The organism is Brevibacillus laterosporus LMG 15441 (assembly GCF_000219535.2).
Classification (GTDB): Bacteria; Bacillota; Bacilli; order Brevibacillales; family Brevibacillaceae; genus Brevibacillus_B; species Brevibacillus_B halotolerans.
Map to the genome: position 1 here is coordinate 4,857,030 of NZ_CP007806.1, position 13,148 is coordinate 4,870,177.

Here is a 13,148-nt window from a genome sequence, read left to right on the forward strand (position 1 = left end):
CTATCCATTACAATGTTTAGACGTAGCGAATCGCCCACAAGTTTCAGTTTTTTTTCGCGATTTTTATTTGCCACAAAAGGAAAAGAGACGTTCTGAAAAAACGCCTCTTTTATATGCTTTATTTAGATAATAACTTCTCTTGACTTGGTTGAAAAGGGACTGGGCGATCAGAAATGTAACCAAAATGGTACAGGATTGCTTTCACAATTCTTTCCGATGCCTTTCCGTCTCCATATGGATTTGCTGCTTGCGCCATTTGTTCATATGCCACTGAATTGGTTAACAATTCATTTGCCATCTCATATACCTGTTGCTCATCTGTGCCTGCCAATTTCAACGTACCAGCCGCGATTCCTTCTGGACGCTCTGTGGTGTCACGCAAGACAAGTACCGGTACCCCAAGAGAAGGAGCTTCTTCCTGCACTCCACCTGAGTCTGTCAGAATCAAGTGAGCATGTCGAGCAAAGTTGTGGAAGTCAAACGCATCTAACGGATCAATTAAATGGATACGATCATGGTTCCCCAAGAACTCTTGTGCCACTTCCTGCACCGCTGGGTTTAGATGCACAGGGTAAACCACAGCGATCTCTTCATGCTCATCTACCAATTTACGCACAGCTCGGAAGATACGGCGCATTGGATCACCTAGATTTTCACGACGATGGGCTGTCATCAACACCATCTTTTTGCCTGCTACCTTTTCCAAGACAGGATGCTGATAGTCAGACTTCACAGTTGTCTGTAATGCATCAATCGCAGTATTCCCCGTAATATAGATGGCTTGCTCTTGCTTGTTCTCACGGCGTAAATTATCTGCCGATCCTTCTGTTGGTGAAAAATGAAGATCAGCCATAACTCCTGTCAGCTGGCGATTCATCTCTTCCGGGAATGGAGAATACTTGTCCCACGTACGAAGACCAGCTTCAACATGTCCGATCGCTACCTGATTGTAGAAGGAAGCCAAGCTTGCAACGAAGGTTGTCGTGGTGTCGCCATGTACGAGCACGATATCTGGTTGTGCCTCTTTGATCGCTTTATCCAAGCTTTCTAATGCACGGGTGGTGATGTCGATCAAAGTCTGACGATCCTTCATAATATTTAAATCCATGTCAGGCGTGATCTGGAAAATTTCCAGAACCTGATCCAACATTTGTCGATGTTGTGCTGTCACGCATACGATAGATTCAATCTGTTCTTTATGTTTTTTTAACTCGTGAACAAGCGGAGCCATCTTGATAGCCTCCGGTCTTGTCCCGAATACCGTCATTACTTTTATCTTTTTCATCAGCAAGACACCCCCTATTTCGTTCCGTATAAACGATCTCCGGCATCTCCTAGTCCAGGAATAATATAGCCATGATCGTCCAGATATTCATCTACTTTCGCTACGAAGATATCTACATCTGGGTGTTCGTCTTGGATGACCTTAATTCCTTCGGGAGCAGCGATTAAACACATTAATTTAAGGTTCTTAGCACCACGTTTTTTCAGAGCTTCAATAGCAGCAACTGCCGAACCCCCTGTTGCTAGCATAGGGTCAATAACAATCAACTCACGCTCAGCAACATCGGATGGTAATTTTACATAGTATTCTACCGGTTGCAATGTTTCCGGATCACGATACAGCCCTACATGCCCTACTTTTGCAGCAGGAATTAATTTCAGTACACCGTCAACCATGCCTAATCCAGCACGCAAAATCGGTACTAGCCCTACTTTTTTACCTGCAATTACATTGGATTTACAAGTTGCTACTGGTGTTTGGATTTCTACCTCTTCTAAAGGCATATCTCTGGTAATCTCATACGCCATAAGAGTTGCTACTTCATCTACCAACTCGCGAAATTCTTTTGTTCCTGTATTTTTATCACGAATAAACGTCAACTTATGCTGAATCAAAGGATGGTCAAATACATATACACGGCTCATGTTGGTACCTCCGTTTCATTATTAGCAAATCCATTATGTACACGAAGCCCATGGCTCCTTGAAATAAGCTTTTCTTATCATAAAGGAGCAAAGCTATCACGTCAATTTGCCTGAAAATATTGACTTATATCTGATATCAATGTCGTGCGTTTGCTTCTCCCGCTAGTTTTCCCCCGCCTATATTGAAATATAAATAGGAAGAAACACACAGAAAAACAGGCCCTCTCCTCGTAAGGCAGGTGGACCTGTTTATTATTTATGGTTGTTTAAAAATAGTTTCTGAAAGATTAGATAGACAATCCTTCATACAGCGGGAACTTCTTGTTTAATGCGGCAACACGTTCACGAGCTTCTGCATGCTTAGCTTGATCCTCTGGATTCTTCAGGGTCAAAGCAATGATGCCAGCTACTTCCTTCATTGCCTCCTCATCAAATCCACGACTAGTAACCGCTGGCGTACCCATGCGTACACCGCTTGTTACAAACGGGCTAGCTGGATCAAATGGGATTGTATTTTTGTTTGTCGTAATACCTACTTCATCAAGAAGATGCTCTGCCACCTTACCTGTAAGCTCTAGATTTCGTACGTCTACTAATACCAGATGATTATCCGTACCACCAGACACTAGCTGTAATCCTTCCGCCTGTAGTGCCGCAGCAAAAGCACGAGCATTGTTGACTACACGCTGGGAGTATTCTTTGAATTCTGGTTGTAGCGCTTCACCGAAGGCTACCGCCTTTGCCGCAATGACATGCATCAATGGTCCACCCTGTATTCCTGGGAATACAGATTTGTCGATTGCTTTGGCAAACTCTTCCTTGCAAAGAATTAAGCCACCGCGCGGACCGCGTAATGTTTTATGTGTAGTGGATGTAACAAAATGAGCATGCGGTACTGGATTTTGATGTAAGCCTGCTGCGACAAGGCCAGCGATATGCGCCATATCAACCATGAGATAAGCTCCAATCTCATCCGCAATTTCACGGAACTTAGCAAAATCAATCTCACGCGGATACGCACTTGCACCAGCTACAATCAATTTTGGTTTGTGTTCTAATGCTTTTTCTCGAACGATCTCATAGTTAATCAGATGCGTCTCTTCATCCACACCATATTCAACAAAATTATAGAGAGTACCTGAGAAGTTAACGCTACTACCATGGGTTAAATGACCGCCATGGGATAAGTTCATGCCCAATACAGTATCTCCTGGCTGTAGAATGGTAAAGTAAACCGCCATGTTAGCTTGAGCGCCAGAATGCGGCTGTACGTTGGCATGTTCTGCACCGAAAATTTCCTTGACGCGATCACGTGCGATGTTTTCTGCAATATCCACATATTCACAACCACCGTAATAGCGGCGACCCGGATAACCTTCCGCATACTTGTTAGTAAGTACAGTCCCCATCGCTTCCATTACAGTACGACTAACAAAGTTTTCTGATGCAATTAGCTCAATCTTGTCACGCTGGCGACCTAATTCCAAACGAATAGCTTCTGTAATTTGTGGATCTTTTTCTTTTAAGATATCGAACATCATCTTATCCCTCCCTGGTAATCTGCACTTCTATTTCGTTCACCATTGTATATCAACCCAAGTTGCTTTTCTCTAAGTACAAGTTAATTGATCAATACGTTCATAAACCGCTCGTGCTCCGCCAATCATTTTTGGTCGTGTATAGGCTGCTGTAAGATGAGCCTCTCCTATTTGTTTACGACTAAGTCTAACTGGAACTACCACGTGCTTTAGATGCATGCCGATAAAGGTATCTCCAATATCAAGGCCAGCATCTGCTTTTATATGCTCTACCACAGCCGGCATTTGCATATGCTGATAGGCATAGGCTGCCATAGATCCTCCTGCACGCGGTACCGGAATAACACTTACTTCTTCAAGTCCATATTGTCTTAAAATAGAACGTTCTACAACAAGGGCACGATTTAAATGCTCACAGCATTGAAAAGCAAGCTGAAAGCCTGTTTGTTGCCGAGCTTCTTCAATCCCCTTCCAGATAGCGCCAGCTACTTCTTGGCTACCTGCTTTACCAATATGCTGACCAATCACCTCGCTCGTACTGCAACCGATCACCAGAAGCTGGTCAGCACGCAGCTTTGCTACCTTACCTAATTCCAGTACACAGTCCCTGATCTCTTGCTTGAGACGAGCAATTTCCACTTTACTTCACTCCCGAATATTTGGCCTCAATATCCATCACTTTCTTAACGCGATTCTCATGACGGCCACCTTCAAAATCAGTTCCTAGCCAAATTTTCACAATATCAAGAGCTAGGCCAGGTCCAATTACTCGCTCTCCCATCGCTAGCATATTCGTATCATTATGCTCACGAGTTGCTTTGGCAGAGAATGTATCATGAACTAATGCACAACGAATTCCACGTACCTTATTAGCCGCAATGGACATCCCAATACCTGTCCCACATACTAAAATACCTCTGTCAAACTCTCCAGAAGCTACTTTTTCCGCAACAGGCAAGGCATAGTCTGGGTAATCAACAGAGGTCTCGCAATTACAACCAAAATCTTCGAACGCAATCTGCATGGATGTTAAAAGCTTTTTGATCTCTTCTTTTAGATGTACTCCGCCGTGATCGGCTGCTAATGCTACTTTCATTGTGCAATCCCTCACTTTTGTCGTCATATGATGTATTATACATGATTATCCTAACGAAATACAGTATGGAAACTACGAAAAGCTTGTTTTACCAACAAAACACAAACATTAATCAACAAAATAAATTAATCGTTCGTGTTTTAAATAAATAAGGTCCTGGGAATGTTCCAGCACCTTTTTCACTCATTCCATATCCTGACGATACTCGTTATTCTTTTCGTTTACGATCTTCAGTAGTTTTTCGCGCACGGCTTGTAGATCCTTTTCTAATTCCTGCGCTGTAGCCCGATATATCTCTAAGCTTCCACCGTAAGGATCTGTAATATCGCCTTGCTCTCCATACGCATACTCTTTTAATGAGTATACCTTTGCCGTCGCTTCAGGAAAATGACTCAAAATTGCTATTTTATGCCCTTGAGTCATCGTAATGATAAGGTCAGCCTGATTTATTTGGTCATTTGTTATCTGTTTCGAAGCATGCTCATGCGCTAGTCCCTTTTCCCCTAGCACCTGTTGGGCATGCAAGGAAGCAGGCTGCCCCTCAAACACAGCAACTCCCGCTGAGGCAATTTCCATTTGTAAATCCTTTACTTGTTCACGGAAAAGAACTTCTGCCATGGGACTTCTGCAAGTATTGCCCGTACAAACAAATAAAATTCGCATGTTCTGGTGCCCCTTTCTGTCCACACTACTTACAAAATAAATTTTAAACCAAAAATCAGCAGGATAACACCGCCAATAATTTCACTATATTCACCCATCCAGCCTCCAACGCTTCTCCCCAGCAGTAACCCAGCACAAGACATCATCCCTCCAACGATACCAAACATGCTAACTGCCAGCCATTTGTTCACTGTCATCAAACCAAGTGAGAAGCCAACTGATAGGGCATCCAGACTAACACTAATAGCAAATAAAATCAGTCCAAGACCTGATGTTTTCACTATACTCCCCTCATTTTCTCCAAAAAAGACGCTCCATAACATATGAACGCCAAGGAGAATCAAGATACTGCCTCCAATGAAAATAGCGATATCTCCTACTATATCAGAGAGATAGGAGCCGATTGCAATGCCTAATAGAGGCATAGCAACATGAAAACACCCAATCATAATGCTGATGTTCACAATTTTGCGCAACCGTAGACCTACCATACCAAGCCCAATACCCAGTGAGAACGCATCCATCCCCAACGCAATCGCAATTAGTAGTAATGTTAGAAATTGTCCCCAAAGAAATACTGTAGCGTCCACACTCTTCCCCCCTGTCTTTTTCACCTTATGCGGACAGGGGGGTAAACATTCTTTTTCTATAACAGGTTGTTCCTTTAGATGTTTAGGCCTTTATCATTCGATGAGATGCTGCTTTTTCTAAACGATTCATTACAGCGAGCCCAAGACCCTCACGTGGATACGTTTCCGCTAAAATAAACTGAATCTGCTCCTCATCAAATCGGCGTAAGTCCGTATACAAATCCTGAGCTACTTCCTCCAATGATGCCAATGAACCACATTGAAGCGTTACATCTACTAGAGCATGATTATCCCAGTGCTTCAGATGTTCTCTAGGTACCATTACTCCTGTTGTTAATCCTTGTTCTTTTGCTTCTGTTAAAAGCTCCAGCATTTTTGCTCTTACTTTATCCTCTTGACCAGATACTAACCATAAATCTCCTTTAGGGGCATAATGCTTATATTTCATTCCAGGCGAGATTGGTTGTTCCTTTTCCTCCGTTAAGAAAGCCGGATCAATTGCCACCTCTCCGATTACACGCTCAATTTGCTCCACAGTAATACCACCTGGTCGATGAATCATCGGCGGTTCCACTGTCATGTCTATTGTCGTAGATTCCACACCTACACCTGTGCTTCCTCCGTCTACAATCCCTGAGATTCTTCCAGCTAAATCCTCTAGGACATGCTGAGCTGTAGTAGGGCTTGGACGTCCAGAGCGGTTTGCACTTGGTGCTGCTATTGGAACGTGTGCCTGTTTAATCAATTCCAACGCAACAGGATGATCAGGCATGCGTACTCCCACTGTAGATAATCCAGCCGTTACTTTGGAGGCGATTCCTGCTTTCTTGGGTAGAAACATTGTAAGTGGACCTGGCCAAAATGCCTCCATCAACTGTCTTGCTTTTACAGGGATGTCAGTGGCCACAGTGTCTAGTTGTGATTTTTCACCAATATGGACGATCAGTGGATTATCACTCGGTCTACCCTTAGCAACGAAGATTTTTTCCACAGCCTCATCAGATAAAGCGTTCGCCCCTAGCCCATAAACCGTTTCGGTAGGAAACGCAACAAGCTCTCCTGATTCGACAAGTTTTGCTGCATCCACAAGATGTGCACAACTTTTTTGTTCTTCCACATTCTTATCCACAACCCAAACCTTTGTCAGTATATTCTGTTCCATCCGATAAACCCTTTCTTATTCGTTATTCGTGCTCGCTTCGCTTCCATAGTATATGTTTTTCAAAAAAAGTTTTCAACAGGCTGTGGGTAACCTGTGGATAAAACTATAGATTTTTGTGACTTTTCTATTAAAAAAAGCCTATCCGCATAAGACAGGCTTGAGGGGGAGCAATGTTATTTCCCGGTTTAAAACCAGGAGCGAAGTTTGTCCCATAGAAAGGAGCGCACTTCGACGTTAGAAGCTTGTTTATTAGGTGAAATAGCTGGTATATCAATATTCTCCGTCATTTCCTTCTGTCCAATACCTGCATCTTTTTTGTTGTAATAATCAGAATATTCTTTATCAAATTGCAGTTGCAAGTCTTTATTTCCCACTGTATCGTGTTCAGATTCTTCCACTTGTACCGCTTCTTCCACAGCACCTGAAAAGTTATCCACAGTTTCTTCCCTTTTCGCAATTCCGTCCCCATTCGATAAATCAATAAAGCATAGCGGAGGAAATAAGACACACCACCAATTTTGTCCTTCTGCTTTCCCAATGCGTACACGCAGAGCTTCATAATCACCCGCAGGATAAATATAGGAACCGTATTGCTTGGTAGGAAATTCAACTCGGCCAAAATATACTTCTGCCGGATAGGAATAGCCTCGATCAGCAATTGTTTTATCCACAACTTTTTTAATCTTGTTCATATGATCAGCTACAAGTAGACGAGCTTGGTCATAGCTATGAATCTCTTTTATCCATTTGTTCATTTCAGCAATAATCGCATCACGCACTTCACGTTTTAGCCATTGATCCTCGACGGAATCGCTATTTGCCAATATACGCAGCCGAATAGATTCTTGTGGAATCGGACCATTGTTATGTATATTTGCCGATGCCAGTTGTCCTTCCCAGCTCATTAACGCGATCATTAAGCCAAATAAGATAAAAAAGAACCGTTTCATCATAACCAACTCTCCCCTCATGTACTGTTTCTCTAGTAAACAGTATGGACACAAAGAGCCTATGATAAACCCGGTTCTATAAACTATTTTTAATTGTGTAGTCGATAGCCGACAATTATCCGATCAATACCTGCCAAATCAGGATAAATGAATACTTCGTCAACGGCGCCTGATTCCTTCATCAGTTGAGCTACCGTATTCGCCTGATATATCCCTACTTCAAAAGCAACCAGTCCTGTCGGTGCCAGCAATTGCGGTAATGCTTCACATATTCTGCGATAGAAAATATAGCCGTCCGCTCCACCATCAAGAGCTAAACGCGGTTCATAGCCAAGAACTTCCCTGTCCAATTCGTCTACATCCGTACTTGGAATATAGGGCGGGTTAGATACGATGATATCCACACGCTCACCTGTTTCCAGGATTGGCTCAACTAAATCCCCTTGTATAAAACGAACTCTTTTTTCCACATCTAATCGCTCAGCATTTTGCTTGGCAATCGCAATCGCATCCAAAGAAATATCCACAGTCGTTAGTTGCCAATTCGGCTTCTCCGCTGCCAGCGTTAACGTAATTGCTCCACTTCCCGTCCCAAAATCTACAACAGATAAGGGCTGTTCTGCACTCCAAATTCGTTGGGAATGCAAGAGAACCTGTTCTATTAACAATTCTGTTTCTGGACGCGGAATCAATACACCTGGAGCTACAATAAAATCACGTCCATAAAAATTTTGTTCCCCCAAGATGTACTGAATCGGTTCATGAGCAGCTCTTCGCTTAAGTAACATTCGAATAGAAGCTATCTCTTCCTCTTTAATCGGATCAGGCATAGATGCTAAGAAGCTCGCCCGATTCATCTTGAGTACATGACGAATCATTAATTCAGCTTCAAACCGCGGGTCCTTTGTTCCGGCTTCTTCTAAAAAGGAAGAAGCCCAAAGCAGGGCTTCTCTTACATTATTTATCGAATCCATCTTATGCGCTGGCATCGTTTTTCATTAGCTCCGTTTGCTCGTGCATAATGAGATTATCAATAATTTCATCCATATCTCCATCGAGGATACCTTCCAGACGATGAAGCGTCAAACCAATGCGGTGATCCGTTACGCGACTTTGCGGGAAGTTATAGGTACGAATACGCTCACTGCGGTCACCAGTACCTACTAAGGATTTACGGTTCGCATCAATTTCAGCGTTCGCTTGTTGACGGTAGAAATCAGACAAACGAGCACGGAGAATTTTTAATGCTTTGTCCTTATTGGAATGCTGAGACTTCTCATCCTGACAAGATACCATGATACCAGTCGGTAAGTGAGTAACACGCACCGCTGACTTGGTAGTATTAACAGACTGTCCACCCGCACCGCTAGAACAGAACGTGTCAATACGGATATCTTTATCACTAATTTCTACGTCTACTTCTTCAACCTCAGGTAATACCAGAACGGTAGCTGTGGACGTATGAATACGACCGCCAGACTCTGTAGACGGTATGCGTTGTACACGATGTGCGCCGCTCTCAAATTTAAGCTTGCTGTAAGCACCTCTACCGTTTACAGCAAACACGATTTCTTTAAAGCCACCAATATCAGTTTCATTCGCTTCCATCACGTCAATTTTAAAGCCATGACGCTCTGCAAAACGAGTGTACATTCGGTATAAGCTTGAAGCAAATAAAGCCGCTTCATCTCCACCTGCCGCACCACGAATTTCAACGATAACGTTTTTATCATCATTCGGGTCTTTTGGCAGTAGTAAGATTTTCAGACGATTCTCCAGCTCTTCCTTACTTTTGGACAGCTCAGCGATTTCCATTTTAACCATTTCACGCATCTCATCGTCCAATTTCTCTTCAAACATAGCCTTAGAATCGTCAAGTTGAGTAAGAACAGATTTATATTCACGGTACGCGGTGACCATATCTTCCAAAGAGGATTGTTCTTTGGAGAGTTCACGTAGCTTTTTTGTATCACTAATTACGTCGGGGTCACACAAAAGGTTTGTAACTTCTTCGTAACGCTCTTCAACAGCAGATAGGCGTTTAAACATAGCTTCTCACCCCATTTTTCCCAATTTCCTGTAAGCTTTTTGTATATAAGCTATAAATCAATGCATAACATCAAAAGTATAGTAGATTTCGCTTTGAAAGTCAAAGGATTTACCTATCCATTATATGCATCACAGAAAGAAAAACTCGGCTTACATACCGAGTTTTTCCCCTTTCCTATGAATGATGCCCATCGTAGGAAGTGACATGAAAATCGTAGCGTTTGCTCTTTTTATGAAGGGCATCTATGACATGATGCTCAATCTTTCGAGCTTCTGCTGCTGTTACTTTCGGCTTAAGATCAAGCGTGACATACACGTCTTTTTCGCGGATCGAGACACGCGCATTTTCTACACCTTGAACCTTCTTCGCTTCTTGTTCCATTTCCTTAAGCAACTGAGGAGTTGCCTTTTGTTCGCCCATAGCCTTATAAGGCTTTTGCTCCTTGGGAACGCGCTGCAGCTTCTGCTGCTGTCGCATCGCTTGATGAATCGCTTGCTTTTGTTCCTGCTGCTGTACCTTAGGCTGAGTACTTGAAGCACACCCGCCTATTATCATCCCTAAAGTGACAGTAAGTAAGATTTTACTTAAGAATAGGCTCGTCCCATTTTTGTTGTTTTGCATCAAAAAAGCCACCTCCCGCTTTGCCTAGTGTGTGCAAGCACTCTCACACCCATGCAAAAAAAGAGATAGCTCTCCTATCATTTATTGTTACTTACCATTATCGGAGTCAACAGACAAGGTTTTAGGAATTCCAGGCGGCTGATAGTAGTGTCTACGGCAGACGCTACTATAGGTTTCCTCTCCACCTATTTGAATGGTTTCCCCTGTGTATACTGGTTTACCTTGCTGGAATTTCAAAATATGTGTCGCCTTTTTATTACAGAAAACACAGACCGTTTTAATTTCCTCAATCTTATCGGCTTCACAGAGCAAAGCCTGACTACCAGCAAATAATTGATTTTTAAAGTCTTTTAGCAGTCCATACACGATTACAGGGATATTTAATTCATCCACAATTCTCGCAAGCTGTCTAACGTGTTCTTCCGCTAAAAACTGCCCCTCGTCTACTAGCACACAGTGAGGCTTCTCTTGCTCGTCCTTCACAACCCGATACAGATCAGTGGTATTCTGAATCGGAAATGCCTCTCGTGAAATCCCGACTCTGGACGCTACCATCCCTATACCATAACGGTCATCAATTTCCGGCGTGAATACCATTACCTTCTTGCCGGATTGTTCATAGTTATGTGCTACTGTAAGCAATTGAATAGATTTGGATGCGTTCATTGCACCATATCGAAAATACAATTGAGCCACTCCGCATTCTCCCTCTGTCGCCATTCTTTTTTTACTTCCGTTCCAAGCAACTGTAACATCATATCACTTTATGGGAGGAACGCCAATGGAGAGTCACCCAATATATTAAAATCAACCTCGAAAGTCACACAAGCTCCTCTCGTGAATAAAAGCTCGATAACAACAACAAGACCAGGTAGAATACTTTCCACCTGGTCTTTGCCTTTTTCCTATAATTAGGAAAGATTGTATTTGCGTTTGAAACGATCTACACGGCCGCCAGCATCGATAAACTTTTGTTTACCAGTGTAAAACGGATGGCAAGCGGAGCAAACTTCTACGCGAAGGACATCTTTTACAGAGCCGGATTCGAACTCATTGCCACATGCGCAAGTTACTTTAACCATTTTGTAGTTTGGATGAATACCTGGTTTCATCTCTATGCACCTCTTTCCGCCCTGAATCGTTTGCCGAATCAGAGTTATATAAACACATAAGTGAATAGTATCACGTCTATGTTTCTATTGCAACCATCCTAACTTGATTGGAAGGAAAAGTCTAATTCCTACTTTTTCTGCCTGCGCTGGTTCTCAGGCGGGACATGCGTAAATGATCCAATCACCACATCAGGTAATTCCTGCTGATAGATTTCAATCGCCTGCTTCATACCAAATATTTCCCCTTGGGCTTTTGGAATCATAGCTAAATAGCTTTCTGGATCAATATTTAGATTACGCAATTGAATTAACTTAATACCTGTTCGCTTGATAAATTCGATCATTGCTTCCATCTCTTCTTCCCTATCAAATACACCTGGGAAGCACAGATAGTTAATGGATGTGTATACACCTTGGCTTGCTGCGTACTCAGCAGAGCGTGCTATATTTTCAAGCGAGTAGCCACGCGGTCGGTAATAAGCGTTGTAATGCTCCTCAATTGCACTGATGGTACTAATTCGCATAAGATCAAGACCTGCATCAACAATTCCTCTAATATGATCGGTTAATCCAGCATTTGTATTAATATTGATGTAGCCCATGTTCGTACGCTCACGAACGCGTCGCATTGCCGGAATAATAATCGACGCCATAGTAGAGGGCTCCCCTTCGCACCCTTGTCCAAAACTAATGATGCTGTCTGGGGTTTGCAGGTGATGCAGCATTACCTCTACTAGCTCGTCCTCCGTTGGCCTGAAATTCATACGGGTCTGAGGAGAAGGGAAGCCACTGTCATCAGGTTGCTCCGAAATACAGCCGTAGCAACCAGCATTACAGGTTTTAGATACGGGTAAGCTGCCTTCCCAACGATGGAAAAAGTTGTTGGACGCAGTCAAACACTCATATTCTAGAGCACAGTGAGATAAGTGCTGTAAAATTCTATTTTCCGGAAATTGCTTCAGAGTAGCATCCACTTTACCGCGTAGCTCTTCCATCGGAAAATGATCTGGGTTCCAATTATGTGGTTCATCACTTTTTCGGGCAGCCACCCAAAAAGCATCATCTTTCCATACGACCGCCGTGTAACCAAATAGAGGAAACTTACTCTCTTTGTTCGTTTTGATGTAACCAGGAAGTAATAAGCGTGTAAAACCTTGCGGGATCAACGCTCCTACCGCAGTATAACCATCCAGCTTAATCATTTCACCCGTGTCCTCATCCATACCCACTGGAACCGTTTCTGGCAAACTAACCAATGTTGAGCCCTCTGGCAGAGGAATCAATTCTTCCTCAAGGATTTCCGTCAGGATGTCACCGTTTCTGGCAATCGCCAGAACAGCTTGATGGTCATACACCTGGCCTTTTTTATCCGCATACACCAAATACATGAATTACATCCGCCTCTCTTTTCTGCTGGAGACAATTGTAGCGTATTGA

General features: G+C 43.0%; 15 protein-coding genes. All 15 read right to left on the minus strand.

Annotated features, from left to right (window positions below):
• Positions 1 to 118: 118 nt before the first annotated feature.
• On the minus strand, positions 119 to 1,285 hold the full coding sequence (gene wecB / locus BRLA_RS21465; protein ID WP_003334239.1) for a non-hydrolyzing UDP-N-acetylglucosamine 2-epimerase: 1,167 nt from the start codon (positions 1,283 to 1,285) through the stop codon (positions 119 to 121).
• Positions 1,286 to 1,299: 14 nt separating this feature from the next.
• Entirely contained in the window at positions 1,300 to 1,929 is a 630-nt protein-coding gene (upp, locus tag BRLA_RS21470) for a uracil phosphoribosyltransferase (protein WP_003334238.1), read from the minus strand.
• A 287-nt stretch (positions 1,930 to 2,216) separates the two neighbouring features.
• A complete protein-coding gene (gene glyA, locus BRLA_RS21475; RefSeq protein ID WP_003334237.1) occupies positions 2,217 to 3,470 on the minus strand; it encodes a serine hydroxymethyltransferase in 1,254 nt (417 codons plus the stop codon).
• A gap of 69 nt (positions 3,471 to 3,539) precedes the next feature.
• Complete coding sequence (locus tag BRLA_RS21480; RefSeq protein WP_003334236.1) at positions 3,540 to 4,106, minus strand: TIGR01440 family protein; 567 nt, start codon at positions 4,104 to 4,106, stop codon at positions 3,540 to 3,542.
• A 1-nt stretch (position 4,107) separates the two neighbouring features.
• Positions 4,108 to 4,563, minus strand: coding sequence for a ribose 5-phosphate isomerase B (gene rpiB, locus BRLA_RS21485; RefSeq protein ID WP_003334235.1), 456 nt, complete (start codon positions 4,561 to 4,563; stop codon positions 4,108 to 4,110).
• Positions 4,564 to 4,746: 183 nt separating this feature from the next.
• Complete coding sequence (locus BRLA_RS21490) at positions 4,747 to 5,226, minus strand: low molecular weight protein arginine phosphatase (RefSeq protein ID WP_003334234.1); 480 nt, start codon at positions 5,224 to 5,226, stop codon at positions 4,747 to 4,749.
• A 29-nt stretch (positions 5,227 to 5,255) separates the two neighbouring features.
• Positions 5,256 to 5,816 (minus strand): manganese efflux pump MntP, encoded by a 561-nt coding sequence (locus BRLA_RS21495; RefSeq protein ID WP_003334233.1) that lies wholly within the window; start codon positions 5,814 to 5,816, stop codon positions 5,256 to 5,258.
• Positions 5,817 to 5,898: 82 nt separating this feature from the next.
• Positions 5,899 to 6,966, minus strand: coding sequence for an L-threonylcarbamoyladenylate synthase (locus tag BRLA_RS21500; protein WP_187349302.1), 1,068 nt, complete (start codon positions 6,964 to 6,966; stop codon positions 5,899 to 5,901).
• Between the two features lie 197 nt (positions 6,967 to 7,163).
• Positions 7,164 to 7,931, minus strand: a complete 768-nt coding sequence (gene spoIIR / locus BRLA_RS21505) for a stage II sporulation protein R (RefSeq protein WP_003334230.1) — start codon at positions 7,929 to 7,931, stop codon at positions 7,164 to 7,166.
• A gap of 86 nt (positions 7,932 to 8,017) precedes the next feature.
• Entirely contained in the window at positions 8,018 to 8,917 is a 900-nt protein-coding gene (gene prmC / locus BRLA_RS21510) for a peptide chain release factor N(5)-glutamine methyltransferase (protein ID WP_003334229.1), read from the minus strand.
• On the minus strand, positions 8,904 to 9,977 hold the full coding sequence (gene prfA, locus BRLA_RS21515; protein ID WP_003334228.1) for a peptide chain release factor 1: 1,074 nt from the start codon (positions 9,975 to 9,977) through the stop codon (positions 8,904 to 8,906). The genes prmC and prfA overlap by 14 nt, the downstream gene beginning before the upstream one ends.
• A gap of 175 nt (positions 9,978 to 10,152) precedes the next feature.
• On the minus strand, positions 10,153 to 10,599 hold the full coding sequence (locus BRLA_RS21520) for an ATP-binding cassette domain-containing protein (RefSeq protein ID WP_003334227.1): 447 nt from the start codon (positions 10,597 to 10,599) through the stop codon (positions 10,153 to 10,155).
• 87 nt (positions 10,600 to 10,686) lie between these two features.
• Positions 10,687 to 11,295, minus strand: a complete 609-nt coding sequence (locus BRLA_RS21525) for a thymidine kinase (RefSeq protein ID WP_003334226.1) — start codon at positions 11,293 to 11,295, stop codon at positions 10,687 to 10,689.
• Positions 11,296 to 11,510: 215 nt separating this feature from the next.
• On the minus strand, positions 11,511 to 11,711 hold the full coding sequence (gene rpmE, locus BRLA_RS21530; protein WP_003334225.1) for a 50S ribosomal protein L31: 201 nt from the start codon (positions 11,709 to 11,711) through the stop codon (positions 11,511 to 11,513).
• A 128-nt stretch (positions 11,712 to 11,839) separates the two neighbouring features.
• A complete protein-coding gene (locus BRLA_RS21535) occupies positions 11,840 to 13,099 on the minus strand; it encodes a radical SAM family protein (RefSeq protein WP_003334223.1) in 1,260 nt (419 codons plus the stop codon).
• Positions 13,100 to 13,148 lie beyond the last annotated feature (49 nt).

Bases quoted from the DNA above. Each gene is read 5' to 3' on its own strand.
- rpmE (WP_003334225.1), bottom strand. From the start codon at position 11,711: ATGAAACCAGGTATTCATCCAAACTACAAAATGGTTAAAGTAACTTGC.
- upp (WP_003334238.1), bottom strand. From the start codon at position 1,929: ATGAGCCGTGTATATGTATTTGACCATCCTTTGATTCAGCATAAGTTG.
- prfA (WP_003334228.1), bottom strand. From the start codon at position 9,977: ATGTTTAAACGCCTATCTGCTGTTGAAGAGCGTTACGAAGAAGTTACA.
- BRLA_RS21490 (WP_003334234.1), bottom strand. From the start codon at position 5,226: ATGCGAATTTTATTTGTTTGTACGGGCAATACTTGCAGAAGTCCCATG.
- glyA (WP_003334237.1), bottom strand. From the start codon at position 3,470: ATGATGTTCGATATCTTAAAAGAAAAAGATCCACAAATTACAGAAGCT.
- spoIIR (WP_003334230.1), bottom strand. From the start codon at position 7,931: ATGATGAAACGGTTCTTTTTTATCTTATTTGGCTTAATGATCGCGTTA.
- rpiB (WP_003334235.1), bottom strand. From the start codon at position 4,563: ATGAAAGTAGCATTAGCAGCCGATCACGGCGGAGTACATCTAAAAGAA.
- wecB (WP_003334239.1), bottom strand. From the start codon at position 1,285: ATGAAAAAGATAAAAGTAATGACGGTATTCGGGACAAGACCGGAGGCT.
- prmC (WP_003334229.1), bottom strand. From the start codon at position 8,917: ATGCCAGCGCATAAGATGGATTCGATAAATAATGTAAGAGAAGCCCTG.
- BRLA_RS21520 (WP_003334227.1), bottom strand. From the start codon at position 10,599: ATGCAAAACAACAAAAATGGGACGAGCCTATTCTTAAGTAAAATCTTA.
- BRLA_RS21535 (WP_003334223.1), bottom strand. From the start codon at position 13,099: ATGTATTTGGTGTATGCGGATAAAAAAGGCCAGGTGTATGACCATCAA.